The organism is Geodermatophilus sp. SYSU D00705 (assembly GCF_054050135.1).
In genome coordinates, this window is sequence record NZ_JBJGYT010000013.1 from 96,947 (window position 1) to 123,043 (window position 26,097).

The window sequence follows — 26,097 nt, forward strand, 5'->3', positions numbered from 1 at the left end:
GGTCACCCAGGAGTGGAGCAGCCCGGCGAGCGAGCCGGCCGAGCACCGGCGAGGCAGCCTCGTGAGCCTCCAGCCGGGCGACCGGGTCGCTGCCGGGCTGGCCGGCAGTGACCGTCCCGTGCCCGACGTGGTGATCGAGCCCGACGCCGACCGGCTGGCCCGGGCCGTCGCCTCCGCGCTCGTGGCCCGGCTGGCGGCGGCCCAGGCGGTGCACGACACCGCCTCCGTGGTCCTCACCGGGGGCGGCGTCGGCACCGCCGTCCTGGAGCGGGTGGCGGCCCTGGCCGCCGAGCCGGAGCGGGAACGGGTCGACTGGACGGCGGTGGACGTGTGGTGGGGCGACGAGCGGTTCGTGCCCGCCGGCAGTGAGGAGCGCAACGAGACCGGCGCCCGCCGCGCGCTGCTCGACCCGGTCGGTGTCCCGGCCGGGCGCGTGCACGCGATGCCGGCCTCGGACGCCGGGTTCACAGAGCCCGAGGAGGCCGCCGCCTGGTACGCCGAGCAGCTGGCCGCGGCCGCACCGGAGGGTCAGGCGCTCCCGCGCTTCGACCTGCTGCTGCTCGGCATGGGCCCCGAGGGCCACGTGGCCTCGATCTTCCCGGGGACACCGGCCGCCTCCGACGACCGGCTCGTGGTCGCGGTGCGCGACTGTCCCAAGCCGCCGCCCACCCGGGTCAGCCTGGGGTTCGCCGCGATCAACTCCGCCGAGGAGGTCTGGCTGCTGGTCTCCGGCGAGGGGAAGGCCCCCGCCGTCGCCTCGGCCCTGCGCTCCGGCGTCGGCCCCCAGGAGCTCCCGGCCGCCGGGGTGCACGGGCGGCGGGCCACCCGCTGGCTGCTGGACGCCGCGGCCGCCGCGGGGCTCGACGCGCCCCGGTAGGGCACTGACGCGGACGTCCGCCGGCCTCTGGCCCCGGCCGGCCCGGGCGAGCACACTTCCTGACGGGCCCGAGCAGACGGCGCCAGCGGACCTCCAGACGACGGCGGCACCGTCCGCCGCCCCCGTCGATCCCCTCCCGGAGTCCCCATGACCAGCTCCGCACCGACCGTCCGCCGTCCGGTCCCGGACGCCCTGCTGCCGCTGCCCCCGCGGGGAGCCGCCGAGCCCGTGCGCCGCCACCGCGGCTGCTTCTGGGACCACGAGCAGGCCGCCTGGACGCCCTACACCCCGGTGCCACTCCCCCGGCCGGCCGCCGACTGACGACCGCCCGGTGCCCGAGCTGCGCTCGGGCGACGGGCGGTGGACGGGGGGAGGTCAGGCGCCGCGGCGGGCCCGCAGCTTGGCGAGGGCCTCCTCGAGCAGCGCGTCGCCGTCGGCGTCACTGCGCCGCTCACGCACGTAGGCCAGGTGGGTCTTGTAGGGCTCGGTGCGGGGGACCGGCGGCGGAGCTTCCTGGTCCTGGCCCGCGGGGAGGCCGCAGCGGGGGCAGTCCCACGTCTCGGGCACCTCCGCGTCGAACGCGAAGGCGACGCGGGTCTCGTGGCCCTGCGTGCACCAGTAGGCCACCCGGTGCCGCGGTGCAGCCTCACCGCGCTCGGCCTCGCCCATCGGCCCTGCCCCGACCCGAGTGCCCCGGATCGCGTTCCCACCAGCCACGAGTGCCCCCTGCGTTTCAGCGGTCTGCGGCGGCCTGTGCCGCGCGCGCAGTCTAGGGCGTGGAGGGGCCGATCCTGGGCCCGTTTCTCCTCCCGGAACGAGGTCGTCCCGAAATCCGGGCGCGATCCGCGTTCAGACCTTGAGCAGGATCCCCAGGCCGACGACGCAGATCGCCCAGATCAGGCCGGTGAAGACGGTCAGCCGGTTGAGGTTCTTCTCGACCACGGAGGAACCGGCCAGCTGCGAGGAGACCGCGCCGCCGAACATCGAGGACAGGCCCCCGCCCTTGCCGCGGTGCAGCAGGATCAGCACCACGAGGAGCACGCTGGTGAGCACCAGCAGGAGGTTGAGGACCAGCTCGATCATGCTCCGAGGGTAACCGACCGGGCGGGCACCCCCGGCCGACGCGGCCGACGAGGGGTCAGCGGACGCCGGCGGTCGCCAGGTCGTAACCGGTGTAGGCGGCCATGACCACCCCGTTGCGCAGCCGCTGGCCGGCCAGCAGCTGCACCCGCGACTCGGCGAGGGGCACGTACGCCCCGGTCCCCGCGGCGGCGGTCGCGACCTCGCGCCAGGCGTCGCGGGCGCCGTCCCCGGCGGTGCGGGCCTGGTCGACCAGCGTGTTCACCTCGACGGCGTCCAGCCGGGCGAAGTTGGTGTTGCCCACCGGGCTGACCGACCGGCCGTCGACCAGCGGCACGAGGAACGACCCCGGGGTCGGGAAGTCGGCGGTCCAGGTGGCCAGCACGATGCCGAACCCGTTGGCCGCCACGTTGTCCGGGTTGCCGACGTCGGTGGCGTAGAAGCCGGGGGCGGCCAGCGGCCGGACCTCGACCTGGATGCCGACCTCCCCGAGCTGGCCCGCGACCTCCTCGGCGACGGCCACGCTCGTCGCGGCGTCGGGCACGGCGAGCACGGTGCTGAAGCCGTCGGGCTGGCCGCAGGCGCGCAGGTGCTCACGGGCGGCGTCCGGGTCCGGCCCCGGATCGGCCTCCTCCGGGCCGCCGGCCAGCGCGCGCGGCCACAGCTGCGAGGTGCGCGCGGCGTTGACCGACCCGCCCAGCTGCTCCTGCACCGCCCGCCGGTCCACCGCCGCCACGACCGCGGCCCGGCACTCCGGGTTGTCCATCGGGGCGACGTTGGTGGGCAGGGCGAGCAGCCGGACCACGCCGCTGGTCACCTCGTCGACCCGGTCCCCCACGGGGACGTCCCCGCCGGCGCCCTCGGCCAGCCGGGCCGTCGTCGCCGCCTGGACGCCGCTGCCGGAGACGTCCACGTCGGCCGAGCCGGCCAGCAGCGCCTGGTCCCGCTCCACCCCGGTCAGCCCGGTGCGGACCAGCACCCGGTCGGGCAGGGCGCTGCGGACGTCGTCGGTGGCGGCGTCCCACTGCGGGTTGCGGTCGAGCAGGATCCCGGTCGCGGCGTCGACGGAGGTCACCGCGTAGGGGCCGGAGGAGACCGGGTCGCGGCCGTACTCGGCGGCGGTGTCGTTCTCGGCCGGCACGGGGCTGCTCGACGGGAGCGCCATGACGTAGGGGAAGTCCGGCTCGGCCGTGCGCAGCCGGAAGGTGATCGTGCGGTCGTCGGGGGTCTCGATCGCGGCCAGCCCGAGCTTGCCGGGCGACTCGTCCTGGTAGGGGCCGGCGTAGGGGTTGCCCGGGTCGTCGAGCAGCTCGACCACCTGGGTGGGGCCGCCGACGACGACGTCGGAGGCGAAGGAGCGCTCGATGCCGTACTTGACGTCGCGGGAGGTGATCGCCCGGCCGTTCTCGAACCGGACGCCCTCGCGGAGGGTGAACGTCCACGTCGTGCCGCCGTCGGGCGTCGTCCCCAGGTCGGTGGCGAGGTCCGGCACCAGCCGGTCGGTGGCCCCCGGCTCGGAGGAGTAGGTCACCAGCGTCCGGGTGTAGAGCCGCATCAGGTTCCACACCCCGGGCAGGTACGAGCGCTGCGGGTCGAGGCTGTCGACCTCACCGGCGACCACCCGCAGCGTCCCGCCTGTCACGTCGGACGGCGACCGGACACCGGTGAGCCCGGCGTCCGGGCCGCCGCCCAGCACGGGGACGCCCGTGCCGTCGTCCCCGCGGCCGCTCCAGGTCACGGCGACCACGACCACGAGGACGACGGCGGCGGCGATCCCGAGGATGCGGCCGCGCGTGCCCCGGACCCAGGCCGGGACCCGCCCCGTCGGCTGCTCCTGCGTGCTGTCCACCTACCCGCTTCCCGTTCCCGGGCCGGCGGCGGTCAGCTGCCGTCGGCTGCCGTCCGACAGATCTGCACGAACTCGTCGGCGTCCAGGCTGGCGCCGCCGACGAGCGCGCCGTCGACGTCCGGCCCGGCCAGGATCCCGGCCGTGTTCGCGGCCTTCACCGACCCGCCGTAGAGGATACGGACGACGGCGGCGGTCTCCGGGCCGAAACGCTCGGCGAGCCGTGACCGGAGGGCACCGCACACCTCCTGGGCGTCGTCGGGGGTGGCGACCTCGCCGGTGCCGATCGCCCACACCGGCTCGTAGGCGATCACGACCGTCCGGACCTGCTCGTCGGTCACGTCCTCGAGCGCGGCGTCGAGCTGGGCGGTGCAGTGGGCCACGTGCGTGCCGGCCTGGCGGACCTCGAGCCCCTCCCCCACGCAGAGGATCGGGGCCAGGCCGTGCCGCAGCGCGGCCTGCACCTTGTCGGCGACGACCGCGTCGTCCTCCCCGTGCAGCGCCCGCCGCTCGGAGTGGCCGACGACGACGTACTGGCAGGCCAGGGCCGCCAGCATGGCCCCGCTGACCTCACCGGTGTAGGCGCCGGAGTCGTGCACCGAGAGGTCCTGCGCGCCGTACCCGACCTCGAGCTTGTCGCCGGTCACCAGGGTCTGCACGCTGCGCAGCGCGGTGAACGGCGGCAGCACGACCACCTCGGCGGCCTCGAGCTCGGGCTCCTTGAGGGAGAAGGCGAGCTTCTGCACCAGTCCGATCGCCTCGAGGTGGGTCAGGTGCATCTTCCAGTTGCCGGCGATGAGCGGCCGGCGCCCCTCGCGGCGCCCTGGCGTGTCCTTGCGTGCCATGCCCGCTCCCCTCAGTCGGCCAGCACCGCGAGGCCCGGCAGCTCCCGGCCCTCGAGGTACTCCAGCGACGCGCCGCCGCCGGTGCTGATGTGCCCGTAGGCGGCCTCGTCGAGGCCCAGCTGCCGCACCGCGGCCGCGGAGTCCCCGCCGCCGACGACCGACAGCCCGTCGACGGCCGCGACGGCCTCGGCCACGCCGCGGGTGCCGGCCTGGAACGGGGCCAGCTCGAACACGCCCATCGGGCCGTTCCAGAACACGGTGCGCGCCCCGCCGAGCTCGCGGCCGAACGCCTCGACCGTGCGCGGGCCGACGTCCAGGCCCATCTGCCCGTCGGGGATCTGCTCCACCGGCACCGTGGTGGTCGTGGTGTCCGCGCTGAACTCCGGCGCGCAGACCACGTCGACCGGCAGCACGATGCGGTCGCCGGCCTCGGCCAGCAGCCGCCGGCAGGTGTCGACCTGGTCGCTCTCCAGCAGGGACCTGCCCACCCCGTGGCCCTGGGCGGCGAGGAAGGTGAAGCACATCCCTCCCCCGACCAGCAGCCGGTCGACCTTGGGCAGCAGCGCCTCGATGACGGCGAGCTTGTCGCTGACCTTCGAGCCGCCGAGGACGACGACGTAGGGGCGCTGCGGCTCCTGCGTCAGCCGGGTGAGGACGTCGAGCTCCTGGGCGACCAGGCGGCCGGCGACGTGCGGCAGCCGCTGCGCGACGTCGAACACCGAGGCGTGCTTGCGGTGCACGGCGCCGAACGCGTCGTCGACGTAGACGTCGGCCAGCGCGGCGAACCGCTCGGCGAGCGCGGCCCGCTCGGCGTCGTCCTTGGCCGTCTCGGCGGCCTCGAACCGGACGTTCTCCAGCAGCAGGACCTCGCCGTCGCCGAGGGCCGCGGCCCGGGCCTGCGCGTCGTCGCCGGCGACGTCCGCGGCGAGGGGCACCGGGACGCCGAGCAGCTCACCGAGCCGCTCGGCGACCGGGGCCAGCGAGTACTGCGGGTCGGGCGCACCCTTGGGGCGGCCGAGGTGGGCCGCCACGACGACGCGGGCGCCGGCGTCTCGGAGCGCCTGCAGCGTGGGCAGGCTGGCCCGGATGCGCCCGTCGTCGGTGATGGCCCGGGTGCTCTTGTCGAGGGGGACGTTCAGGTCGGCGCGCACGAGCACGCGCCGACCCGAGACGCCCTCGGCGAGGAGGTCGTCGAGGGACCGCATCAGAGGGACTTGCCCACCAGCGAGGTGAGGTCGACGAGGCGGTTGGAGTAGCCCCACTCGTTGTCGTACCAGCCGAGCACCTTGACCATCGGGCCGAACACCTTGGTCAGCTTCGCGTCGTAGATGCACGACGACGGGTCGGTGACGATGTCGGAGGAGACGATCGGGGCGTCGGTGTAGGTGAGGTACCTGCCCAGCGGGCCGCCGGCGGCCTCCCGGTAGGCGGCGTCGATCTCCTCGGCCGACGCCTCACGGGTCAGCTGCACGGTGAGGTCGGTGGCCGAGCCGGTGGGCACGGGCACGCGGATGGCGTAGCCGTCGAGCTTGCCCTTGAGCTCCGGCAGCACCAGGCCGATCGCCTTGGCCGCACCGGTCGAGGTGGGGACCATGTTCAGCGCGGCGGCGCGGGCGCGCCGGAGGTCCTTGTGCGGGCCGTCCTGCAGGTTCTGGTCGGCGGTGTAGGCGTGGATCGTGGTCATGAGGCCACGCTCGATGCCGAACGCGTCGTTGAGGACCTTGGCCAGCGGCGCCAGGCAGTTCGTGGTGCACGACGCGTTGCTGATGATCGTCTGCGAGCCGTCGTACAGGTCGTCGTTGACGCCCATGACGATCGTGATGTCGTCGTCGGTGGCCGGCGCGGAGATGATGACCTTCTTGGCGCCACCGGCGTCGACGTGCTTGCGGGCGTCGGCGGCCTTGGTGAAGAACCCGGTGGACTCGACGACGACGTCGACGCCCAGGTCGCCCCAGGGGAGGCTGGCCGGGTCGCGCTCGGAGAGCACCTTGATGGTGTTCCCGCCGACCTTGATGCCCTCGCCGTCGGCGGCGACGTCCTCGGCGAGCTTGCCGAGCACGCTGTCGTACTTCAGCAGGTGCGCCAGGACCTCGGGGCTGGTGAGGTCGTTCACCGCCACGATCTCGATGTCCTGCCCGCTGGCAGCGGCGGCGCGCCAGAAGTTGCGGCCGATCCGGCCGAATCCGTTGATGCCCACCCGCACGGTCACTGCAGACCTCCGATGTCGACGCTGTCCGTCAGGGCCGCACGAGTGCGCGGCCTCGATCCGGCGACGACCCTATCGGTCGCGGGACGACGCGGCCCGGGCTGCCTTGCGGCAACCCGGGCCGAGTGACGTGCCTGCTGCGGTTCCCCACCGCGGCCCCGTCCAGAGGCTCGCCACGAACGTCGTGACGTACTGGAGCGGCCCGTGCAGGGGCTCGCGCCGAGCGTGGTGACGTACTGGAGCGGCCCCCTGCAGGGTCCCGCGCCGAGGGTCCCTCCTCTACTGGGCGAGCATGTCCTCGGTGACCACCGACTCGGTGTCGGGGATGCCGAGGTCCTTGGCCCGCTTGTCGGCCATCGCCAGCAGCCGGCGGATCCGCCCGGCGACGGCGTCCTTGGTCATCGGCGGGTCGGCGCGCTGGCCCAGCTCCTCCAGCGAGGCCTGGCCGAACTCCAGGCGCAGCCGGCCGGCGACCAGCAGGTGCTCGGGGGCGTCGCCGTTGAGGATCTCCAGCGCCCGCTCCACCCGCGCACTCGCGGCCACCGCGGCCCGCGCCGACCGGCGCAGGTTCGCGTCGTCGAAGTTGGCCAGCCGGTTGGCCGTCGCCCGGACCTCGCGGCGCATGCGCCGCTCCTCCCAGGCCAGCACCGCGTCGTGGGCACCCATGCGGGTCAGCAGCGCGCTGATCGCGTCGCCGTCGCGGACGACGACGCGGTCGGCGCCGCGCACCTCGCGCGCCTTGGCCGCGATGCCCAGCCGCCGGGCGGCCCCGACCAGGGCCATGGCGGCCTCGGGACCGGGACAGGTGACCTCGAGGGACGACGAGCGACCGGGCTCGGTCAGCGACCCGTGCGCCAGGAAGGCCCCGCGCCAGGCGGCCTCGGCGTCGTTGATCCCGCCGGAGACGACCGACGGCGGCAGCCCGCGGACGGGGCGGCCACGCTGGTCGACCAGGCCGGTCTGCCGGGCCAGGCCCTCGCCGTGCTTGGCGATGCGCACCAGGTAGCGCACGCCGCGGCGGATGTTCCCGCCGGCGAGCACGCTGACCCCGCTGGTGTACCCGTAGACCTCGCTGATGTCGCGGCGCAGCCGTCGGGCCACCGAGCCGGTGTCGAGCTCGGCCTCGATGACCACCCGGCCACCGACGATGTGCAGGCCGCCGCTGAACCGCAGCAGCGCCGTCACCTCCGCCTTGCGCTCGGAGGTCTTGGTGCACTCCACCCGAGACAGCTCGTCCTTGACCATGGCCGTCATCGCCATGCCATCCACCCCCACGTTCCCCCGGGGTAACCAGGCCCCATCTGCGACGTCCCCTCTTCTCCCCCACGTACCGGTGCCGGTACCAGAGGTTCCGGTACTCGGCGCCGGATTTCCATGCCTAACGCGCCCCCACGGCCGACTCGAGCGCCGCCGCGAGGCGGACCGGGTCGTGCCGCGGTGCCCCGTCGAGCTCGGCCACGGGAGCCAGGACCAGCTCCGCACCGCACTCGCGCACCGCAGACAGGAGACCACAGCGGTCAACCACCGAGTCGACATCGGCGATCACCGTGTGCAGCGCCACTCCGCCGAGGTGGGCACGCAGCACCGTGAGGTAGTCCTCCGGCGAGAACCCGTCGGTCTCTCCCGGCTGCGGCACCAGGTTGAGCACGACGACGACGCGGGCGCGGGTGGTGGCCAGCGCCGCCCGCAGCCGGGGCACCAGCAGGTGCGGCAGCACCGAGGTGTACCAGGAGCCCGGACCCAGGGAGACGACGTCGGCGGCGGCGATCGCGTCGAGCACGGCCTCGTTCACCGGCGGGTCCGGCGGCGAGACGATGATGTCGCGGACCCACCCCGGGGTGCTGGCGATCGCCGCCTGCCCGCGGATGGTGCGGGTCCGCGCCGGGTCGTCGGGGTCGCTGCTCTCCACCCGCGCCACGAGGTCCAGCGGGACGTCGGCCATCGGGAGCACGCGGCCGCGGGCGCCGAGCAGCCGGCACAGGTCGTCGAGCGCCCGGACGGTGTCACCGCCGTGCATCTCCGCCAGCCCGGTGAGCATGAGGTTCCCCACGGGGTGCCCGGCGAGGACCCCGGTGCCGCCGAACCGGTGCTGCAGCAGCCGGCCCATCTCCCGGGTGTGCTCCTCGTCGTCGGCGAGGGCCGCGAGCGCCATCCGGAGGTCGCCCGGTGGCAACACCGGCATCTCGCGGCGGATGCGCCCCGAGGAGCCGCCGTCGTCGGCCACGGTGACCACCGCGGTGAGGTCGGTGGTCAGCCGTCGCCAGGCACCCAGCGCGGCGGCCAGCCCGTGGCCGCCGCCGAAGGCCACCACGCGCAGCGGTCGCTCCGGCTCCGCGCCTCGCGGCGCGGTGGTCGGGGCGCCCACTACTCCCGGCCCAGGTCGCGGTGCTGGACGGCGACGTCGATGCCGTCGGCGGACAGCCGCCGCGCGAACTCCTCCGCGATCGCCACGCTGCGGTGCTTGCCGCCGGTGCAGCCCACGGCGAGCGTCAGGTACCGCTTGCCCTCCCGCCGGTAGCCGGGGATGAGCAGGCGGAGCACGTCGGTGTAGCGGTCGAGGAACGGCGACGCCGCCTCCTGGCTCAGGACGTAGTCCCGCACGTCGGGGTCCTGGCCGGTGTGCGGCCGCAGCTCGGGCAGCCAGTGCGGGTTGGGCAGGAACCGGGCGTCGACCACGAGGTCGGCGTCCAGCGGCAGGCCGTACTTGAACCCGAAGCTCAGCACGGTGGCCGTCAGCGGCGGCGTCTGGCCCTCGCGGGCGAAGGCGTTCTCCAGCGTGGCCCGCAACTGGTGCACGTTGAGGTCGCTGGTGTCCACCCACAGGTCGGCCTCGCCCGCGATGCCGGTCAGCAGCGCCCGCTCGGCCGAGATGCCGTCGATCAGCGTGCCGCCGCCCTGCAGCGGGTGCTCCCGGCGGTTGGACTCGTACCGGCGGACCAGGACCTCGTCGCGGGCGTGCACGTACACCACCCGCGGGCGGTGCCCGGCCCCGGCGAGGACGCGGATCGCCTCCTGCAGGTCGCTGGAGAACGCCCGGCTGCGGACGTCGACGACGGCGGCGAACCGGCGGACGTCGCCGCGGCCCCCCAGCTCCACCATCGGCAACAGCAGCGCGGGCGGGAGGTTCTCGACGACGAACCAGCCGAGGTCCTCCAGCACCCGCCCGGCGGTGTTCTTGCCGGCGCCGGACAGCCCGGTGACGACGACGACGTCCAGCGGCTGGGTCTCGGCGGACTTCGCGTCCAGCGGCGGGGGGACGTCGGTGTGCGGGTGCCCCGGGGCACCCGGCGCCGTGCCGAAGGCCCCCGGCCCGTGGGTGCGGGTCAGCTCGTTCACGCGCCCTCCTCGCCGGCGCTCGTCGGACGCGTGACCGGCGTTGCTGTGCTCATGCGTGAGCTCGCGAGCTCGCTCACGAGGCCACCAGCCCGACCTCGGCGGTGGCGCCGGCACCCGGCTGCGGGGTGCCCCGCTCGGCGGGCCCGGCCGGCGCGGTGGTGCTCTCCACGACCTCCTCCGCGGGCTCGGCGTCGGCGGCCGGCTCGGCGACCGCCGCCAGCACCGCCTCCGCCGTGCGCCGGCCGATGCCGGGCACGGCCACCAACTCCTCGACGGTCGCGGCCCTCAGCCGCTTGAGGGACCCGAACTGCTTCATCAGCGCCTTCCGCCGCGTCTCCCCGAGACCGGGGACGTCGTCCAACAGGGAGACCAGCATGCTGGTGGACCGCTTCTGCCGGTGGTAGGTGATCGCGAACCGGTGCGCCTCGTCGCGGACCCGCTGCAGCAGGTACAGCGCCTCGGAGGTGCGCGGCAGGATCACCGGGTCGCTCTCGCCGGGCAGCCACACCTCCTCCATCCGCTTGGCCAGCCCGCAGACGGCGACGTCCACGACGCCCAGCTCCTCGAGGGACCGCGCGGCCGCCGCCACCTGCGGGGCGCCGCCGTCGACGACGAGCAGGTTCGGCGGGTAGGCGAACCGGCGCGGCCGGCCCTCCTCCGCGGCGATGCCCTGCTCGTCCTTGCGGTCGGCCTCCTCCTTGAGGTGGCGGGCGAACCGGCGGCGCACCACCTCGGCCATCGCCGCGGTGTCGTCGGTTCCGTTCGTGACGGAGAAGCGGCGGTAGTCGGACTTCTTCGCCAGACCGTCCTCGAAGACGACCATGCTGGCCACGACGTTCGTGCCCTGGACGTGCGAGACGTCCATGCACTCGATCCGCAGCGGGGCGTCGGGCAGCTCGAGCGCCTCCTGGAGCTCCGACAGCGCCAGGGAGCGGGCGGTGAGGTCGCTGGAGCGCTTGACCCGGTGCCGGGCGAAGGCCTCCTTCGCGTTGCGCTCCACCGTCTCCAGCAGCGCCCGCTTGTCCCCGCGCTGCGGCACCCGCAGGGAGACCCGCGACCCGCGCAGCTCGCTGAGCAGGTCGGCGTAGACGTCGGCGTCGTCGGGCAGCTCGGGGACCAGCACCTCGCGCGGCACCGCCTCCCCGGCCTCGCCGGCGCCGGTCTGCTCGTCGACGCCGCCGTACACCTGGAGCAGGAACTGCTCGACCAGCTCGCCGGTGGTGACCTCCTCGACCTTGTCGACGATCCACCCGCGCTGGCCGCGCACCCGCCCGCCGCGCACGTGGAAGACCTGGACCGAGGCCTCCAGCTCGTCCTGGGCGAAGGCGACGACGTCGGCGTCGGTGCCGTCACCGAGGACGACGGCCTGCTTCTCCATCGCCCGCCTGAGCGCCCCCAGGTCGTCGCGCAGCCGGGCGGCCTTCTCGTACTCCATCGCCTCGGCGGCGGCGGCCATCTCCCGCTCCAGCCGCTTGACCATCGACTCGGTGCGCCCGGCCATGAAGTCGCAGAAGTCGTCGACGATCCGCCGGTGCTCCTCGGCGGAGACCCGGCCGACGCAGGGTGCGGCGCACTTGCCGATGTAGCCGAGCAGGCACGGCCGGCCGATCTGCCCGGCCCGCTTGAAGACGCCGTTGGAGCAGGTGCGGGCCGGGAACACCCGGGTCAGGGTGTCGAGCGTCTCGCGGATGGCCCACGCGTGGGCGTACGGCCCGAAGTAGCGCACGCCCTTCTTCCTGGGCCCGCGCATGACCTGCAGCCGCGGGTACTCCTCGTTCAGCGTCACGGCCAGCGACGGGTAGCTCTTGTCGTCGCGGTAGCGGACGTTGAACCGGGGGTCGAACTCCTTGATCCAGTTGTACTCGAGCTGGAGGGCCTCGACCTCGGTGCCGACGACGGTCCACTCGACGCTGGCGGCCGTCGTCACCATCTGCCGGGTGCGCGGGTGCAGGCCCGCGACGTCCGCGAAGTAGCTGTTCAGCCGCTGCCGGAGGCTCTTGGCCTTGCCGACGTAGATGACCCGCCCGTTGGGGTCGCGGAACTTGTAGACCCCCGGGTCCTCCGGGATGCTGCCGACCGCCGGTCGGTACGTGGACGGGTCGGGCATGGGTCCCAGGTTAGGTGGGACGGACGACGGTTCGCCCGGGCACCGGGATGGCAGCGGTCACTCGAACCACATCCGTGTGATCCGTCCCGGGACCTCCGCCCCTTGCCCACCCGCGGCACCCGGCACCAGCCTCGGACGGACAGGTCGTCCTCCCCCAGGGGTGCCGCCCATGAGCTCGATCCAGGACCCGACGAGCCCGGCCCGCACGACGCCGATCCCCGAGGCCCGCACCGCCCCGCCCACCCTGACCGACCCGCTGGCCGACCTCGCCGCCTTCCCGCTGGTGGAGGCCCTGTTCGGACGGCGTTCCCGGCGCTTCGCCCTCGGCGACGAGATCCCCGACGGCCCGCTGGCCCACCGGTCGCGGCACGACCCGGTGCCGCTGACCGAGCTCGAGCGGATGCTCGTGCTGAGCGCCATGGGCGGGACCACCGGCTGGCACTACTCGATCACCCGCAACGCCCACTACGCACCCCACCCGGCGAACTACGCCGGCGGGGCGGCCGGGCGCACCTTCCCGTCCGCGGCCGGGTTCCACACCGCCGAGCTGTTCTTCACCGACGACTCGGGCGTGTACTTCTTCCCGACCCGGGACGCCGGTGCGCTCGTCGACCCCGCCACCGAGGACGTCACGCCCGAGCTGATGGTGGAGCGGCACCGCGGCCGCGTCCGGCAGCTGTCCGACCGGCGGCTGCACCTGCCCCGGGAGGAGCCCTACCTCGAGGGGCACAACACCTGGTGCGTCAACGTGCCCGGCTCCCTGCTGGTCATCCCGGTCGCCGACATCGCCCAGCACCTGCTGGCGATCCTCTGCTTCTTCACGCAGAACGGGTACGCGGTCTTCGACGACGTCAACGGACGGGAGATCCCGGGGCTGGACCGGTTCCGGCACCTGGTGGACGTCGACGCGCCCTTCCCGCTGACCTTCACCGAGCAGTACGCGCTGACCGAGGCCACCGCCGAGCTGGCGACCTGTTGCTTCGGCGGGGTCCTCGTACTGCAGGCGATGGGACTGGGCGGGTGGATGTTCGACGGGATCGACCGCTTCGCGGTCCTCGGGGCGTCCGGCGACCCGAACGTGCCCGGCCTCGGCTTCCGCCACGACGAGGACGAGCGCTGGGCGGTGCCCAACCCCACCGGCCTGCCCGGCGTCTTCGAGGCGTTCTGCCCGCCGCACCACGCGGACATGGCGGCGGCGGTGGAGGCCTTCGCCGAGCGCAAGTTCGGCGAGGGCGGTCCGTTCAACCCGCGCACGCCGGGCCCGTGGACCGACAGCCCCGGCTTCCGCGGCAGCGCCCAGGTGCACGACGCGGAGTTCAAGGCGTGCGTGGCGCTGCAGGCGCAGTACGTCCTGGACACCTTCGGCAAGTTCCCCGGCACCGTGCCGACGGTGTTCATCCTCAACTACGTCCAGGCGCACCACCTCGACCTGGAGTTCTACGACCGGTTCTTCCGGCCCGGCGCGTACCTGCGGACCCACGCCGAGCACATGCAGCGGTGGCACGCCGGGGAGGAGGGGCCCCGTGGGCACGCACGTCCCGGTCGGTGACCTCCAGGTCTGGGCCGAGCAGGTCGGGCAGGGGCCCGACGTGCTGCTGATCGGCGGGGCCGGCGACACCGTCGAGTCCTGGCAGTTCCAGCTCGACGGGCTCGCCGACCGCTACCGGCTGACCGCGTTCGACACCCGCGGGGCCGGCCGGACGCCGATGCCCCGCGACCGGGTCACGATGGGGGTGCTGGCCGACGACGCGGCCGGCGTCCTCGACGTCCTGGGGATCGCGTCGGCCCACGTGGCGGGGTTCTCCGGGGGCAGCATCGTGGCCCAGGAGCTCGCGGTGCGCCGTCCCGACCTGGTCCGCAGCCTGGTGCTGCAGAGCACCTGGGCCGTGCCCGACGTGTACCTCCGGGCGTGGCTGGGGTTCGTCCGGTGGCTGGTCGCGGTCGCCCCCAGCGAGCGGGCGTTCGTCGAGGCCTTCTGCCTCGACCTGTACACCGCCCGCGCGCACGAGGACGGCACGGTGGCCGGCTTCGTCGAGGAGGTGCTGGCCTTCCCCCACAAGCAGGCGGCCGAGGACCTCCAGCGCTACCTGGACGCCCTGATCGACGACGACACCCCGGACCGCCCGGCGCGGATCACCGCGCCGACGCTGGTGCTGGCCGGCGGGGTCGACTCGATCGCCCGTCCCCCGTTGGGCCGCGTCGTCGCCGAGGCGAACCCCGCTGCGCGCTTCGAGCTGTGGGAGACCGAGTGCCACCAGCCGTTCCAGGAGGTGCCCGACCGCTGGAACGCCCGCGTCGACGCCTTCTGGCAGCAGGTCGCGGCGAGCACCCCGCTGCCGCGTGCCGCCCCCGACGACGCCCACCCGTCGCCGGACCGCCCGCCGGAGACGACCCGGCGCGGCTGACCGAGGAGGACCGAGATGGGCCGACACGTCCGGGCGGGCGACCTGGAGATCTGGACCGAGCAGGTCGGGCAGGGGCCCGACGTGCTGCTGATCGGCGGCCTCGGCGACACCGTCGAGTCGTGGCAGCTCCAGCTCGACGGGCTGGCCGACCGCTACCGGTTGACCGCGTTCGACAACCGCGGGGCGGGCCGGACGGCGATGCCGGCAGAGGGCGCCACCCTGGCGGCGATGGCCGACGACGCGGCCGGTGTCCTCCGTGCGCTCGGCATCCCCTCGGCCCACGTCGCGGGCTTCTCGGGTGGCAGCCTCATCGGCCAGCACCTGGCGCTGCGGCATCCCCACCTGGTCCGCAGCCTGGTGCTGCAGAGCACCTGGGCGGTGATGGACTCGTACTTCCGCACGTGGCTGCGCTTCGTCGAGTGGCTGGTCGACAGCGCCCCGGACGAGCGGACGTTCCTGGAGTCGTTCTTCCTGTGGATCTACACACCGCGGGCGCACGACGACGGCACCGTCGCCGCGTTCATCGACGAGGTGCTCGCCTTCCCCCACAAGCAGTCGGCGGAGGACGTGCACCGCTTCCTCGCCGACATCTGGCACCACGACAGCACCGGATGGCTGCCGCGCATCACCGCGCCGACGCTGGTGCTGGCCGGCGGCATCGACCCCACGGCCCGGCCGGACCTCGGCCGGGCTGTCGCCGAGGCGATCCCCGGCGCCGTCTTCGAGGTCATGGCGGAGGAGTCCCACCAGCCGTTCCAGGAGGTGCCCGACCGCTGGAACGCCCGCGTCGACGCCTTCTGGCAGGACGTCGAGGCGCGCCTGGCTGCACCGGGTCCCCGGGCGGTCCCCGAGGGTGAGCGGCTGCCGGCCGGTGACCGTCCACCGTCCTGAGCAGGGTCGCCGGCCAGAGAGAGGGTCTCCCGAGATGGGCGAACACATCCGTGCGCGCGGTCTCGACATCTGGACCGAGCAGGTCGGGCAGGGCTCCGACGTCCTCCTGATCGGCGGCCTCGGGGACACCGTGGAGTCCTGGCAGTTCCAGCTCGACGGGCTGGCCGACCGCTACCGGCTGACCGCCTTCGACAACCGGGGCGCCGGCCGGACCGCGCTGCCCGACGGCCCGGTGACCGTCGCGGACATGGCCGGCGACGCCGCCGCCGTGCTCGACGCGCACGGCATCGCGTCGGCGCACGTCGCCGGCTTCTCCGGCGGGGCCAAGACCGCGCAGGAGCTGGCGCTGCGCCGGCCCGACCTCGTCCGCAGCCTGGTGCTGCAGAGCACCTGGGCAGCCATGGACCCCTACATGCAGGCCTGGGTGCGGTCCACCCGCTGGATGGTCGACGCCGTCCCCGACGAGCGCACCTTCCTCGAGGCCTTCTTCCTCCTCATCTACACACCCCGGGCACACGACGACGGCACCGTCGCCGTGATCATCGACGAGGCCCTCGCCTTCCCCTACAAGCAGGCACCGGAGGTGATCCAGCGGCACCTGGACGCGTGGGCCGCCCACGACACCACCGACACGCTCCCCCAGATCACCGCGCCCACCCTGGTGCTCGCCGGCGGGATCGACCCGGTGGTGCGGCCGGAGCGCGGCCGGGCGGTCGCCGACCTGATCCCGGGGGCGCTGTTCGAGGTGTGGGAGACCGAGTCCCACCAGCCGTTCCAGGAGGTCCCGGACCGCTGGAACGCCCGCGTCGACGCCTTCTGGCAGGACGTCGAGGCCCGCCCGGGGACGCCGCCGCCCCGGACGGCCGCGGACGCCGGGACGTCCCCGGCGGGAGCCGTGCGGCCCGGCTGACCTCGGGGCGCGCGGCTCACCGCGTCTCGCGCGGTGGGGACTTCACCGCCAGGACGGGGCAGTCGACGTCGAGCAGGATGCGCTGGGCCGCGCTGCCCATGAGCAGCTTGCCCACCGCCGACCGCCGCCGCAGCCCGATGACCAGCAACTCCGCGCCGGTCTCGGTGACGGTGGCGGCGAGCTCCTCGGCGACGTCCCGGCCCACCGGCTGGCGCAGCTCGAAGGGCACCCCGGACACCGTCAGGTCGGCCTGCAGCTGCCGCAGCCGGTCGCCGAACAGGTACTCCTCGTCGACCAGCGCGTCACCGCGCGAGCTGTTGACGACGACCAGCCGCGCCCCCCGGCGGTGCGCCTCGGCGACCGCGTGCTCCAGCGCCGCCTGCCCCCGGGGGTTGGGGACGACGCCGACGACCACGACACCGTTCACCCAGCCCTCCCGTCGTTGCGGTTGGCGGCCGCCTGCTCGTGGTGGCGCAGTTCGCCGGTCTCCTGCAGTTCCTCGGGGGTCGACCGGCGGCCGCGGACCACGCGCAGCACGATCGGCACGACGAGGGCCAGGAGGGACAGCAGGAGCACGACCCGGCTGAACCACGTCTCGACCAGGACGCTCAGGTCGCCACCGCTGATGGCCAGCGCACGGCGGAGGTTGGTCTCGGCGATCGGCCCGAGGATCAGCCCGATGACCGCCGGCGCGACGGGCCAGCCGTAGCGCCGCATGAAGAAGCCGAGGAAGCCGAGCACCAGCAGCAGCACCAGGTCCAGCGGGTCGGCGTTGACCGCGTAGGACCCGAGCGAGGCGAACAGCAGGATGCCCGCGTACAGGTACGGCCGCGGGATGCGCAGCAGCTTCACCCAGATGCCGGCCAGCGGCAGGTTGAGCACCAGCAGCATCGTGTTGCCGATGAACAGGGCCGCGATCAGCGTCCAGACCAGCGTGGACTCCGTGGTCAGCAGGGTCGGGCCCGGCTGGATGCCGTAGCCCTGGAAGGCCGCCAGCAGGATCGCCGCGGTGGCCGAGGTCGGCAGCCCGAGGGTCAGCAGCGGGACGAGCACGCCGGCGGCCGCGGCGTTGTTGGCCGCCTCCGGCCCGGCCACCCCCTCGATGGCGCCCTTCCCGAACTCCTCGGGGTGCTTGGTGAGCCGCCGCTCGGAGGCGTAGGAGAGGAACGTCGGGATCTCCGCGCCGCCGGCCGGCAGCGCCCCGAACGGGAACCCGAGCGCGGTGCCCCGCAGCCAGGGCTTCCAGGAGCGGCGGAAGTCCTGGCGGGTCATGTAGCGACCGCTCGCGGCCATCACCTCGACCGGCCCGTGCCGCAGCCGGGAGGCGACGTAGAGGGCCTCCCCCACCGCGAACAGGGCCACCGCCACCACGACGACGTCGATGCCGTCGGACAGCTGTGGGACGCCGAGGGCGAACCGCTCCTGGCCGGTGAGGACGTCGGTGCCGACCAACCCCAGGTAGAGCCCGACGCCGAGGGACGCCAGGCCGCGCAGCGGGGAGGCCCCCAGCACCGTGGACACCGCGACGAAGGCGAACACGGCCAGCGCGAAGTAGTCCGCCGCGGTGATCCCGATCGCCAGGTCGACCACGGTGGGCGCGACCAGGGCGAGCAGCAGGGTGGCGATCGTGCCGGCCACGAAGGAGCCGATCGCCGCGGTGGCCAGCGCCGCGGCCCCGCGGCCGGCCTTGGCCATCTTGTTGCCCTCGAGCGCGGTCATGATCGAGCTGGCCTCGCCGGGGGTGTTCAGCAGGATCGACGTCGTCGACCCGCCGTACATGCCGCCGTAGTAGATGCCGGCGAACATGATGAACGCGCTGGTCGGCTCGAGGACGTACGTGATCGGCAGCAGCAGCGCCACCGTCATCGCCGGGCCGATGCCGGGCAGGACGCCGACCGCCGTCCCCAAGAGCACGCCGACGAAGGCGAACAGCAGGTTGACCGGCGTGAGGGCGTCGGCGAAGCCGGCGGCCAGGTCGGAGAGGGCGTCCATCTAGAACCAGCTCGTCGCGAGCTCGAGGAGGGTCCCGCCGGGCAGGGCCACGTTGAGCGCCTTGACGAAGATGATCCAGACGACGACCGCGGTGATGCCGCCGGCGAGCAGCGGCCGGACGATGCCGCGCGCCCCCAGGGCCCAGGCGACCGTGCCGAACATCAGGGTCACCGCCAGCGGCCAGCCGACCACGTTGATGAGCAGGGCCTGGGCGAGGAAGGCGGCGGCGATGATGCCCACCGCCCGCCAGTCCGTGCCGGCCGTCGGATCGACGTCCTCGCTCTCGTCGGCAGGGCCGCGGTCGCCGCGCCACACCCGGTAGGTGAGGGCGAGGGAGGTGGCGATGATGAGCCCGCCGACCAGGTACGGGAAGAACCGCGGCCCCACCGTGTTCGCCGACCCCGGCACGGCGATGCTGCCGGCGTCCAGGACCAGGTAGACGCCGAGCGCCCCGAGCAGGATGGCCATCACCAGCTCGCCGGTGCTCCGCCCGAGCTCCTCCGGCGGCGGGGCGGCGTCGGAGGGGGCGGCGTCGGCGGGGGTGGCGTCCGGTGCCGCGGGCTCGGGGGGGCTCACTGCACCAGGCCGATCTGCACCAGGATCTCCCGCACCCGCGCCTCCTCCTCGGCGAGGAACGCCCCGTAGTCGTCACCGGTGAGCAGGAGGTCGTCCCAGCCGTTGTTGGCCAGCGCCTCGGCCCACTCGTCGCTGTCGTGGGTGTCGACGACCAGCGCGATGAGGTCCTCCCGGGCAGCGTCGGTCATGCCGGGGCGGGCCATCACGCCGCGCCAGTTGGACACCTCGACGTCGAAGCCCGACTCGATCAGCGTGGGGACGTCGGGCACCTGGTCGCTGCGCTCGGGCGTGGAGACCGCGAGCCCCTTGAGGTCCCCGGAGGCGACCTGCGGCCCGTAGTCGGCCGTGCCGGAGATGCCGGCGGTGACCTGCCCGCCGAGCAGCGCCGACAGCGACTCGCCGCCGCCGGAGTACGGGATGTAGTTGACCTGCCCGGGGTCGATGCCGGCGGCCTGGGCGAGCAGGCCGGCGAGGATCTGGTCGGTGCCGCCGGCCGAGCCGCCGGCGATGGGCGTGTTGGCGGGGTCGGCCGCCCAGACCTCGACGAAGCCCGCGACGTCGTCGAAGGGCGCGTCGGGCGGGGCGACGATCAGCTCCGTCTCGCCGATCAGCCGGGCGATGGGCGTGACGTCGGTGAGCCGGGTGGAGGAGTCGTTGGTGTCGACGGCGCCGACCATGACCAGGCCCATCATCATCAGCAGGGCGTCGTCGTCCTCACGGGCGAGCTGGCCGAGCCCGATGACGCCGCCGGCGCCCTCGACGTTGAACACCTGCACGTTGCGCGCGAGGCCGCTGCTCTGGATCGTCCGCTGCATGACGCGGGCGGTGGTGTCCCAGCCGCCGCCCGGGCTGGCCGGTGCCATGATCCGCAGCCGGGAGAGGTCGCCGGGGCGGACGACCGTGCCCGCGCAACCGGCCAGGGCGCCGAGGACGGGCGCGGCCACCACGCCTGCGAGGAACGACCTGCGGCTGAGCACGAGCCCACCTCCGGGCGAGGCGACGTGGCGTCCCGGGTCAGCCCACGGGACGCGACCGCCGCGCCGCTGGCGCCCAGTTCTGGGGCGCGACCCGGCGGACCAGGCGCACCGTGCGGCGGACCAGCACCAGTGCCGACACCACCCCGGCGCCGCCGGCCAGGAAGGCCACGACCCCGGGCGCCGCCGTACCCGTGGCGACAGGCACGGAAACGGCGAGGACGGCGAGCAGGACCAGGGTGGACCCGATCCCGGGGCCGTTCCCCACCGGCGAACCGCAGTTCGACAGGTCCGGGTCGCAGTCGGGCGTGAGCGCGCTCATCGCGGCCCAGCGGTCTGGTGCAGGACAGCGCCCATGCGCGTCTCCTCCGTCGGGGACCCCCATCACGCCAGGTCCTGGGCGTGATGTCTGTCACAGGGACGGTACGACGACGGCCACTCCTCGCTCAAGACGTGGAGTGGCCGTCGGCGCTGGTGGGCTCAGCTGGCCTTCTTGCGCGCCCGCTTCTTGGGGGCGGCGGCCGCGGCCACCGACTCGGGGTCGAGGATCCGGGCCAGGTACCGGCCGGTGTGGCTCTCGGGCACGCCGGCCACGAACTCCGGCGGCCCCTCGGCGACGACCGTGCCGCCGCGGAACCCGCCCTCGGGACCCATGTCGATGAGCCAGTCCGCGCTCTTGATGACGTCGAGGTTGTGCTCGATGACGACCACCGAGTTGCCCTTGTCGACCAGGCCCTGGAGCACGAGCAGCAGCTTGCGGATGTCCTCGAAGTGCAGGCCGGTGGTGGGCTCGTCGAGGACGTAGATGCTGCGGCCGTTGGACCGCTTCTGCAGCTCGCTGGCCAGCTTGACCCGCTGCGCCTCACCGCCGGAGAGAGTGGTCGCGGGCTGGCCGAGCCGCACGTAGCCGAGCCCGACCTCGGTGAGGGTGCGCAGGTACCGGGCGATCGCCGGGATGGCGGCGAAGAAGTCGGCGGCCTCCTCGATCGGCATGTCGAGGACCTCGGCCACCGTCTTGCCCTTGTAGTGCACCTCGAGGGTCTCCCGGTTGAACCGGGCGCCCTTGCACACCTCGCAGGGGACGTAGACGTCGGGCAGGAAGTTCATCTCGATCTTCAGCGTCCCGTCGCCGGAGCACGCCTCGCAGCGGCCGCCCTTGACGTTGAAGCTGAACCGGCCCGGCAGGTAGCCGCGCACCTTCGCCTCGGAGGTGCTCGCGAACAGCTTGCGGACGTGGTCCCAGACGCCGGTGTAGGTGGCCGGGTTGGACCGGGGGGTGCGGCCGATCGGCGACTGGTCGACGTGCACCACCTTGTCCAGGTGCTCCAGGCCGGTGACGGTCCGGTGCCGGCCGGGCACCAGGCGCGCCCGGTTCAGCTGGTTGGCCAGCACCGTGTAGAGGATGTCGTTGACCAGGCTGGACTTGCCCGAGCCGGAGACGCCGGTGACGGCCACCAGGCAGCCGAGCGGGAACGTGACGTCGACGCCGCGCAGGTTGTGCTCGCGGGCGCCCTTGACCACCAGCTCGCGGCCCGGCGTCGGCTCCCGGCGCTTCTCGGGGACGGCGATCTCCTTGCGGCCGGACAGGTACTGGCCGGTCAGCGACCGCTCGCTGGTGAGGAGGTCCTCGACGGTGCCGCTCACGACGACCTCGCCGCCGTGCTCGCCGGCGCCGGGGCCGATGTCGACGACCCAGTCGGCGGTCTTGATCGTGTCCTCGTCGTGCTCGACGACGATGAGCGTGTTGCCCATGTCGCGCAGCCGGACCAGGGTCTCGATCAGCCGGGTGTTGTCCCGCTGGTGCAGGCCGATGGAGGGCTCGTCGAGGACGTAGAGGACGCCGACCAGCCCGGAGCCGATCTGGGTGGCCAGCCGGATGCGCTGCGCCTCACCGCCGGCGAGGGTGGCCGCCGGCCGGTCGAGGGACAGGTAGTCCAGGCCGACGTCGACCAGGAAGGACAGCCGCGCCTGGATCTCCTTGAGCACGCGGTCGGCGATCGCCCGCTCGCGCTCGCCGAGCACCAGCGCGCCCAGCCAGTCGGACGCCTCGCCGATCGACAGCCCGGTGACCTCGGCGATGGAGCGGCCGTTGAGCTTGACCGCGAGGATCTCCGGCTTCAGGCGGGTGCCGTGGCACACGGGGCACGGCACGTCGCGCATGTAGCCCTCGTACTTGTCCCGCATGTAGTCGCTGTCGGTGTCCTCGTGCCGCCGCTCGAGGAACGGCAGGACGCCCTCGAACGCCGCGTAGTAGCTGCGCTCGCGGCCGTAGCGGTTCTTGTAGCGGACGTGCACCTGGTCCGGCGAGCCGTGCAGCACGGCCTTCTGCACCTTGGCCGGCAGCCGCTCCCACGGATCGTCCATGGAGAAGCCGAGCTGCTGGGACAGGCCGGTGAGCAGCCGGGTGAAGTACTCGTTGCTCATCGACGTCGACCACGGCGCGATGGCGCCCTGGGCCAGGCTCTTCTCCGGGTCGGGCACGACGAGGTCGGGGTCGACCTCCTTGCGGGTGCCGATGCCGGTGCACTCCGGGCAGGCGCCGAACGGCGAGTTGAAGGAGAACGACCGCGGCTCGAGCGCCTCGAAGGACAGGCCGTCGTCGACGCAGGCCAGGTGCTCGGAGAAGGTCCGCTCGCGGTGCGGGTCTTCCTCCGCCAGGTCGACGAAGTCGAGGACGACCAGGCCCCCGGCCAGGCCGAGCGCGGTCTCGACCGAGTCGGTGAGCCGGCGCTTCGCGCTCTCCTTGACGGTGAGCCGGTCGACGATCACCTCGATCGTGTGCTTCTCCTGCTTCTTGAGCTTCGGCGGCTCGGTCAGCTGGTGGACGACGCCGTCGACGCGGACCCGGGAGAAGCCCTGGGTCTGCAGCGAGCTGAACAGGTCGACGTACTCGCCCTTCCGGGCGCGGACGACGGGGGCGAGCACCTGGAAGCGGGTGCCCTCCTCCATGGCCAGCACCTGGTCGACGATCTGCTGCGGCGTCTGCCGCGAGATGGGCTTGCCGCAGTTGGGGCAGTGCGGCTGGCCGGCGCGGGCGTACAGCAGCCGGAGGTAGTCGTAGACCTCGGTGATCGTGCCGACGGTCGACCGCGGGTTGCGGTTGGTCGACTTCTGGTCGATCGAGACAGCCGGGCTCAGGCCCTCGATGAAGTCGACGTCGGGCTTGTCCATCTGCCCCAGGAACTGCCGGGCGTAGGCCGACAGCGACTCGACGTACCGGCGCTGGCCCTCGGCGAAGATGGTGTCGAAGGCCAGGCTCGACTTGCCCGAGCCGGACAGGCCCGTGAACACGATGAGCGCGTCGCGGGGCAGGTCGAGGTGGACGTCCTTGAGGTTGTGCTCGCGGGCGCCGCGGACGACGAGGCGGTCCATGTGTTCCCTGTCGGTCGCTGGAGCGTGGATTGCGGGTGCGCGGCGCCGTCGGTACCCGGTGCCGATGTCCCTACGGAGACAAGTCGTCGCGCTGCGTGCCTGTTCCCCGGCTGGGCCGTGACCTGCGTGATGCCGGTCAACCCCCGTGCCGGGAGGGGAAGAGGTCAGCCGGACGCCGCGACCGCGGGCTCGGTGGGGTCGAAGACCGGCGCGTACCGGCGCCACGGCTGTCGCCGTTCCAGCTCTCCGGCGAGCCAGAGTAGTCGCGTCTCGGCGCCCGGGGGGCCGGCGAGCTGGACCGCCAGGGGGTGGCCCTCGGGCCGCACGCCGGCCGGGAGCACCAGCGCGGGCAGGCCGGCCAGGTTCCAGGCCGCCGTCCACGGCGCCCAGCGGGCGTTGGCCGTGACGTTGGCCAGGAACCCGCGCTCGTGCCACGGGCGGGCGGACAGCGGCGGACCCGTCGTCACCGGGGTGAGCAGGAGGTCGACGTCGTCGAAGAAGGCGGTCGTCCGGTCGCGGAACCGCTCGGCGGTGGCCGGCCGGACCAGCCCGGCCCGGCGGACGAGCCGGCCGATCCGCACGTGGGTGCGGCTGCGCGGCTGGAGGTCGGCGGTCGCGATGCCCAGGTGCTCGGCGTCGTCGGCGGCCCCGGCCATCCACCGCGCGATCGCCCCCGCCGCGGCCGCGGGGGGAACCGGTGGGTCGCGCCGGACCACGGTGTGCCCGGCGGCGGTGACCGCCGCGACGGTCCGCTCGACCGCCTCCAGGGCCGGGGCGTCGGCCCGCACGCCCGGCAGCGGCGACCGGGTGGAGACGGCGATGCGCAGTGGCCGGCCGGGTGCCGCGGGCGGTACCGGCTGCTCCCCCGCCAGCACCGCGTGCGCGAGGGCGAGGTCGGCCACCGTCGTCGCCAACGCCCCGTTGACGGCCATGCCGGACCAGTCGTCGGCGCCGATCCCGCCCGGCACCACGCCGCGGCCGGGCTTCAGCGTGACCAGCCCGCAGGCGGCGGCGGGCAGGCGCAGCGACCCCATGCCGTCGTTCCCGTGCGCCAGCGGCACCGAGCCCGAGGCGACCGCCGCGGCGCTGCCGCCGGAGCTGCCGGCCGGGGATCGCGCGGTGTCCCAGGGGTTGCGGCTGACCGCGCCGGGACCGTCGGTGGAGGCGTAGAGGCACAGCTCGGGGGCGCGGGTGATGCCGACGACGACGGCGCCGGCGGCGCGCAGGCGGGCGACGACGGGGTGGTCCTCGGTCGCGCGGCGGCTCGGGCAGGCCGGCGACCCGTCGGTGCAGACCTCGCCGGCCACCGCGACGTTGTCCTTGACCGCGACCGGCACCCCGGCGAGCGGCAGAGCACCCCGGCCGGGGCGGGCGTCGACCGCGGCCGCCTCGGCGAGCGCGGCCTCGCGGCGGACCACCCGGAAGGCCCCGACGCGCGCCTCGACCCGGTCGAGGTGGGCCAGGTGCGCGCGCACCACCTCGACCGCCGTCAGCTCCCCCGCCCGCACGCGTGCGGCCAGCTCGGTGGCCGGGAGACCCACGACCGTGCCCGGCCCACCCTCGACCCGGGCCCCGAGCGGCAGACCTCCGCTAGCGTCCATGCCAGGACCGTAACCGCGGCCAGCGACACTTCTCGAACGGAGTCCAGGCATGACCTCGGGGACCTACACCGGCGACGTCGAGGTGGGCGGGCCCGCCGACGTCCGGGAGCTGCCGGGCCTGACGATCAGCAAGATCGCGGTCAGCGAGATGGCCAACAACGCCTACCTGCTGCGCTGCACCGCCACCGGCGAGGCGCTGCTCGTCGACGCCGCCGCGGAGCCCGAGACGCTGCGCGCGTTCATCGGCGACGCCCCGGTCCGCACCGTCGTCACCACGCACGGGCACTGGGACCACCACCGCGCCCTGCCCGAGGTCGTCGAGGCGACCGGCGCCGTCACCGTCGCCCACCCGGCCGACGCCGGCGACCTCCCGGTGCCCGTGCAGCGGCCGGTCGAGCACGGCGACACGGTGGCCGTCGGGGAGCAGGTGCTCGAGGTGGTGCACCTGCGTGGGCACACGCCGGGCAGCATCGCGCTGGTCTGGCGCGGCCCCGAGGACGCGGGCACGCACGTGTTCACCGGCGACAGCCTGTTCCCCGGCGGCGTCGGCAACACCCAGAAGGACGCGCAGCGCTTCGCCAGCCTCATCGACGACGTCGAGCAGCGGCTGTTCGGCACCCTGCCCGACGACGCATGGGTGTACCCGGGCCACGGCAAGGACACGACGATCGGCGCCGAGCGCCCCCACCTCGGCGAGTGGCGCGCCCGCGGTTGGTAGTTCCCGGCGGCCTCGCGGCGAGCTGGCCGACCCAACGCACACTTCCGTCGAGGGGGTGGTCGTCATGATCGAGCCGAAGCCAGGTGTCGGACGCCACGCCGCTGACATCGACTTCACGACGCTGCCGGAGCCCATTCCCCTTGCGCACACGGTGGTCGAGCAACCGGCGGCCCCTCATGTACCGGTCGATGGCAGCTCGGATGGCGCCGTCGGCGGCGACGACGGGGGTGACTGATCGCTCCCGTCGGAGCTCACGGTCCTCGCCCCAGGGCGAGGCGTCTACGTCCCGGCGCCCGCGCCGGTTCTCCGCGTGGCCGGACCCGGCAGCTCCGGGCGAGGCGTTCCCGCGGGAACGCCTCGC

The 26,097-nt window shown here is 74.2% G+C and carries 25 protein-coding genes; 8 read left to right on the forward strand and 17 right to left on the reverse strand.

Annotation, left to right across the window (positions count from 1 at the left end; translation table 11 throughout):
* Nucleotides 1-61: 61 nt before the first annotated feature.
* Nucleotides 62-877: a 6-phosphogluconolactonase gene (gene pgl / locus ACI78Q_RS12755; RefSeq protein ID WP_456923757.1), complete on the forward strand. Its 816-nt coding sequence runs from the start codon at nt 62-64 to the stop codon at nt 875-877.
* A gap of 147 nt (nt 878-1,024) precedes the next feature.
* The gene (locus ACI78Q_RS12760; RefSeq protein WP_456923758.1) at nt 1,025-1,198 is read left to right on the forward strand and encodes a hypothetical protein; all 174 of its coding nucleotides are present in this window, start codon (nt 1,025-1,027) and stop codon (nt 1,196-1,198) included.
* Between the two features lie 54 nt (nt 1,199-1,252).
* Here ACI78Q_RS12760 and ACI78Q_RS12765 read toward each other — a convergent pair whose 3' ends face one another.
* The 10 genes from ACI78Q_RS12765 to uvrC form a co-directional block, all read right to left on the reverse strand.
* Nucleotides 1,253-1,594: an RNA polymerase-binding protein RbpA gene (locus tag ACI78Q_RS12765; RefSeq protein WP_456923759.1), complete on the reverse strand. Its 342-nt coding sequence runs from the start codon at nt 1,592-1,594 to the stop codon at nt 1,253-1,255.
* A gap of 132 nt (nt 1,595-1,726) precedes the next feature.
* Entirely contained in the window at nt 1,727-1,960 is a 234-nt protein-coding gene (gene secG / locus ACI78Q_RS12770) for a preprotein translocase subunit SecG (protein ID WP_456923760.1), read from the reverse strand.
* Between the two features lie 55 nt (nt 1,961-2,015).
* Nucleotides 2,016-3,806 (reverse strand): ABC transporter substrate-binding protein, encoded by a 1,791-nt coding sequence (locus ACI78Q_RS12775; protein ID WP_456923761.1) that lies wholly within the window; start codon nt 3,804-3,806, stop codon nt 2,016-2,018.
* A 32-nt stretch (nt 3,807-3,838) separates the two neighbouring features.
* Entirely contained in the window at nt 3,839-4,648 is an 810-nt protein-coding gene (gene tpiA / locus ACI78Q_RS12780; RefSeq protein ID WP_456923762.1) for a triose-phosphate isomerase, read from the reverse strand.
* Nucleotides 4,649-4,659: 11 nt separating this feature from the next.
* A complete protein-coding gene (locus tag ACI78Q_RS12785) occupies nt 4,660-5,853 on the reverse strand; it encodes a phosphoglycerate kinase (RefSeq protein ID WP_456923763.1) in 1,194 nt (397 codons plus the stop codon).
* Complete coding sequence (gap, locus tag ACI78Q_RS12790) at nt 5,853-6,857, reverse strand: type I glyceraldehyde-3-phosphate dehydrogenase (protein WP_456923764.1); 1,005 nt, start codon at nt 6,855-6,857, stop codon at nt 5,853-5,855. Before gap ends, ACI78Q_RS12785 begins: the two co-directional genes overlap by 1 nt.
* A 276-nt stretch (nt 6,858-7,133) precedes the next feature.
* A complete protein-coding gene (whiA, locus tag ACI78Q_RS12795; RefSeq protein WP_097205997.1) occupies nt 7,134-8,114 on the reverse strand; it encodes a DNA-binding protein WhiA in 981 nt (326 codons plus the stop codon).
* A gap of 118 nt (nt 8,115-8,232) precedes the next feature.
* Nucleotides 8,233-9,219: a gluconeogenesis factor YvcK family protein gene (locus tag ACI78Q_RS12800; protein WP_456923765.1), complete on the reverse strand. Its 987-nt coding sequence runs from the start codon at nt 9,217-9,219 to the stop codon at nt 8,233-8,235.
* Nucleotides 9,219-10,190 (reverse strand): RNase adapter RapZ, encoded by a 972-nt coding sequence (gene rapZ, locus ACI78Q_RS12805; protein ID WP_456923766.1) that lies wholly within the window; start codon nt 10,188-10,190, stop codon nt 9,219-9,221. Before rapZ ends, ACI78Q_RS12800 begins: the two co-directional genes overlap by 1 nt.
* Before the next feature lie 73 nt (nt 10,191-10,263).
* Nucleotides 10,264-12,297 (reverse strand): excinuclease ABC subunit UvrC, encoded by a 2,034-nt coding sequence (uvrC, locus tag ACI78Q_RS12810; RefSeq protein WP_456923767.1) that lies wholly within the window; start codon nt 12,295-12,297, stop codon nt 10,264-10,266.
* A 169-nt stretch (nt 12,298-12,466) separates the two neighbouring features.
* Here uvrC and ACI78Q_RS12815 point away from each other — a divergent pair, with 169 nt between their 5' ends.
* The 4 genes from ACI78Q_RS12815 to ACI78Q_RS12830 are packed head-to-tail and all read left to right on the forward strand — an operon-like array spanning nt 12,467 to nt 16,503.
* Nucleotides 12,467-13,846 carry a hypothetical protein gene (locus ACI78Q_RS12815; RefSeq protein WP_456923768.1) on the forward strand — a complete coding sequence of 460 codons (1,380 nt, stop codon included), beginning with the start codon at nt 12,467-12,469 and terminating at the stop codon, nt 13,844-13,846.
* Nucleotides 13,821-14,702 carry an alpha/beta fold hydrolase gene (locus ACI78Q_RS12820; protein ID WP_456923769.1) on the forward strand — a complete coding sequence of 294 codons (882 nt, stop codon included), beginning with the start codon at nt 13,821-13,823 and terminating at the stop codon, nt 14,700-14,702. The genes ACI78Q_RS12815 and ACI78Q_RS12820 overlap by 26 nt, the downstream gene beginning before the upstream one ends.
* 15 nt (nt 14,703-14,717) lie before the next feature.
* Complete coding sequence (locus tag ACI78Q_RS12825; protein ID WP_456923770.1) at nt 14,718-15,593, forward strand: alpha/beta fold hydrolase; 876 nt, start codon at nt 14,718-14,720, stop codon at nt 15,591-15,593.
* 34 nt (nt 15,594-15,627) lie between these two features.
* Complete coding sequence (locus tag ACI78Q_RS12830) at nt 15,628-16,503, forward strand: alpha/beta fold hydrolase (protein WP_456923771.1); 876 nt, start codon at nt 15,628-15,630, stop codon at nt 16,501-16,503.
* A gap of 16 nt (nt 16,504-16,519) precedes the next feature.
* Here ACI78Q_RS12830 and ACI78Q_RS12835 read toward each other — a convergent pair whose 3' ends face one another.
* From ACI78Q_RS12835 to ACI78Q_RS12865, 7 genes are all read right to left on the reverse strand, one after another.
* The gene (locus tag ACI78Q_RS12835) at nt 16,520-16,930 is read right to left on the reverse strand and encodes a universal stress protein (RefSeq protein ID WP_456923772.1); all 411 of its coding nucleotides are present in this window, start codon (nt 16,928-16,930) and stop codon (nt 16,520-16,522) included.
* Nucleotides 16,927-18,495 (reverse strand): tripartite tricarboxylate transporter permease, encoded by a 1,569-nt coding sequence (locus ACI78Q_RS12840; protein WP_456923773.1) that lies wholly within the window; start codon nt 18,493-18,495, stop codon nt 16,927-16,929. Before ACI78Q_RS12840 ends, ACI78Q_RS12835 begins: the two co-directional genes overlap by 4 nt.
* Nucleotides 18,496-19,071, reverse strand: a complete 576-nt coding sequence (locus ACI78Q_RS12845) for a tripartite tricarboxylate transporter TctB family protein (protein ID WP_456923774.1) — start codon at nt 19,069-19,071, stop codon at nt 18,496-18,498. It abuts the gene before it with no gap.
* Nucleotides 19,068-20,048 (reverse strand): Bug family tripartite tricarboxylate transporter substrate binding protein, encoded by a 981-nt coding sequence (locus ACI78Q_RS12850; RefSeq protein WP_456923775.1) that lies wholly within the window; start codon nt 20,046-20,048, stop codon nt 19,068-19,070. The genes ACI78Q_RS12845 and ACI78Q_RS12850 overlap by 4 nt, the downstream gene beginning before the upstream one ends.
* A gap of 37 nt (nt 20,049-20,085) precedes the next feature.
* Nucleotides 20,086-20,367, reverse strand: a complete 282-nt coding sequence (locus ACI78Q_RS12855; protein WP_456923776.1) for a hypothetical protein — start codon at nt 20,365-20,367, stop codon at nt 20,086-20,088.
* Between the two features lie 158 nt (nt 20,368-20,525).
* Nucleotides 20,526-23,417: an excinuclease ABC subunit UvrA gene (uvrA, locus tag ACI78Q_RS12860; protein ID WP_456923777.1), complete on the reverse strand. Its 2,892-nt coding sequence runs from the start codon at nt 23,415-23,417 to the stop codon at nt 20,526-20,528.
* A 164-nt stretch (nt 23,418-23,581) separates the two neighbouring features.
* On the reverse strand, nt 23,582-25,018 hold the full coding sequence (locus tag ACI78Q_RS12865) for an amidase (RefSeq protein ID WP_456923778.1): 1,437 nt from the start codon (nt 25,016-25,018) through the stop codon (nt 23,582-23,584).
* Between the two features lie 49 nt (nt 25,019-25,067).
* Here ACI78Q_RS12865 and ACI78Q_RS12870 point away from each other — a divergent pair, with 49 nt between their 5' ends.
* Nucleotides 25,068-25,736, forward strand: coding sequence for an MBL fold metallo-hydrolase (locus ACI78Q_RS12870; protein WP_456923779.1), 669 nt, complete (start codon nt 25,068-25,070; stop codon nt 25,734-25,736).
* A gap of 64 nt (nt 25,737-25,800) precedes the next feature.
* Nucleotides 25,801-25,971: a hypothetical protein gene (locus ACI78Q_RS12875; RefSeq protein ID WP_456923780.1), complete on the forward strand. Its 171-nt coding sequence runs from the start codon at nt 25,801-25,803 to the stop codon at nt 25,969-25,971.
* The last annotated feature ends 126 nt before the right edge of the window (nt 25,972-26,097 follow it).

Coding starts and splice junctions, on each gene's coding strand:
- ACI78Q_RS12785 (WP_456923763.1), bottom strand. CDS start 5,853: ATGCGGTCCCTCGACGACCTCCTCGCCGAGGGCGTCTCGGGTCGGCGC.
- ACI78Q_RS12760 (WP_456923758.1), top strand. CDS start 1,025: ATGACCAGCTCCGCACCGACCGTCCGCCGTCCGGTCCCGGACGCCCTG.
- ACI78Q_RS12870 (WP_456923779.1), top strand. CDS start 25,068: ATGACCTCGGGGACCTACACCGGCGACGTCGAGGTGGGCGGGCCCGCC.
- ACI78Q_RS12855 (WP_456923776.1), bottom strand. CDS start 20,367: ATGAGCGCGCTCACGCCCGACTGCGACCCGGACCTGTCGAACTGCGGT.
- ACI78Q_RS12830 (WP_456923771.1), top strand. CDS start 15,628: ATGGGCGAACACATCCGTGCGCGCGGTCTCGACATCTGGACCGAGCAG.
- whiA (WP_097205997.1), bottom strand. CDS start 8,114: ATGGCGATGACGGCCATGGTCAAGGACGAGCTGTCTCGGGTGGAGTGC.
- tpiA (WP_456923762.1), bottom strand. CDS start 4,648: ATGGCACGCAAGGACACGCCAGGGCGCCGCGAGGGGCGCCGGCCGCTC.
- ACI78Q_RS12815 (WP_456923768.1), top strand. CDS start 12,467: ATGAGCTCGATCCAGGACCCGACGAGCCCGGCCCGCACGACGCCGATC.
- uvrA (WP_456923777.1), bottom strand. CDS start 23,417: ATGGACCGCCTCGTCGTCCGCGGCGCCCGCGAGCACAACCTCAAGGAC.
- ACI78Q_RS12875 (WP_456923780.1), top strand. CDS start 25,801: ATGATCGAGCCGAAGCCAGGTGTCGGACGCCACGCCGCTGACATCGAC.
- ACI78Q_RS12840 (WP_456923773.1), bottom strand. CDS start 18,495: ATGGACGCCCTCTCCGACCTGGCCGCCGGCTTCGCCGACGCCCTCACG.
- ACI78Q_RS12865 (WP_456923778.1), bottom strand. CDS start 25,018: ATGGACGCTAGCGGAGGTCTGCCGCTCGGGGCCCGGGTCGAGGGTGGG.
- secG (WP_456923760.1), bottom strand. CDS start 1,960: ATGATCGAGCTGGTCCTCAACCTCCTGCTGGTGCTCACCAGCGTGCTC.
- uvrC (WP_456923767.1), bottom strand. CDS start 12,297: ATGCCCGACCCGTCCACGTACCGACCGGCGGTCGGCAGCATCCCGGAG.
- ACI78Q_RS12825 (WP_456923770.1), top strand. CDS start 14,718: ATGGGCCGACACGTCCGGGCGGGCGACCTGGAGATCTGGACCGAGCAG.